This is a genomic window from Oceanicella sp. SM1341 (assembly GCF_003448965.1).
Lineage (GTDB): Bacteria > Pseudomonadota > Alphaproteobacteria > Rhodobacterales > Rhodobacteraceae > Paroceanicella.
Genome location: NZ_QRGC01000092.1, coordinates 1 through 908 on the forward strand (window position 1 = coordinate 1; position 908 = coordinate 908).

The 908-nt window shown below is 71.4% G+C and carries 1 protein-coding gene; it reads left to right on the top strand.

Features of this window, described 5'->3' with window-relative positions; genetic code table 11:
• Window positions 1–908: hypothetical protein (locus D3P35_RS25870; protein ID WP_198670812.1), on the top strand; the 908-nt coding region annotated here is incomplete at both ends.

Sequence of the window (908 nt, forward strand, 5' to 3'; positions counted from 1 at the left end):
GAGCCGGGCGACCCGGACATCGACCTCGCGCTGGGCGACCTCGATGTGGAGGTGGGCCTCGACCCTGTGGAGGAACTCGTGGGCGACATCGACGTCGTGGCCGACCTCGGGGACCCGCTCTCTCTCCTGCCGGAGGGTGAGCCGGGCGACCCGGACATCGACCTCGCGCTGGGCGACCTCGATGTGGAGGTGGGCCTCGACCCTGTGGAGGAACTCGTGGGCGACATCGACGTCGTGGGCGACATCGGCGACCCGCTCTCTCTCCTGCCGGAGGGTGATCCGGGCGACCCGGACATCGACCTCGCGCTGGGTGACCTCGATGTGGAGGTGGGCCTCGACCCGGTGGAGGAGCTCGTGGGCGACATCGACGTCGTGGCCGACCTCGGCGACCCGCTCTCTCTCCTGCCGGAGGGCGAGCCGGGCGACCCGGACATCGACCTCGCGCTGGGCGATCTCGATGTGGAGGTGGGCCTCGACCCGGTGGAGGAGCTCGTGGGCGACATCGACGTCGTGGCCGACCTCGGCGACCCGCTCTCTCTCCTGCCGGAGGGTGAGCCGGGCGACCCGGACATCGACCTCGCGCTGGGCGACCTCGATGTGGAGGTGGGCCTCGACCCGGTGGAGGAGCTCGTGGGCGACATCGACGTCGTGGCCGACCTCGGCGACCCGCTCTCTCTCCTGCCGGAGGGTGAGCCGGGCGACCCGGACATCGACCTCGCGCTGGGCGACCTCGATGTGGAGGTGGGCCTCGACCCTGTGGAGGAACTCGTGGGCGACATCGACGTCGTGGCCGACCTCGGCGACCCGCTCTCTCTCCTGCCGGAGGGTGAGCCGGGCGACCCGGACATCGACCTCGCGCTGGGTGACCTCGATGTGGAGGTGGGCCTCGACCCGGTGGAGGAGCTCGT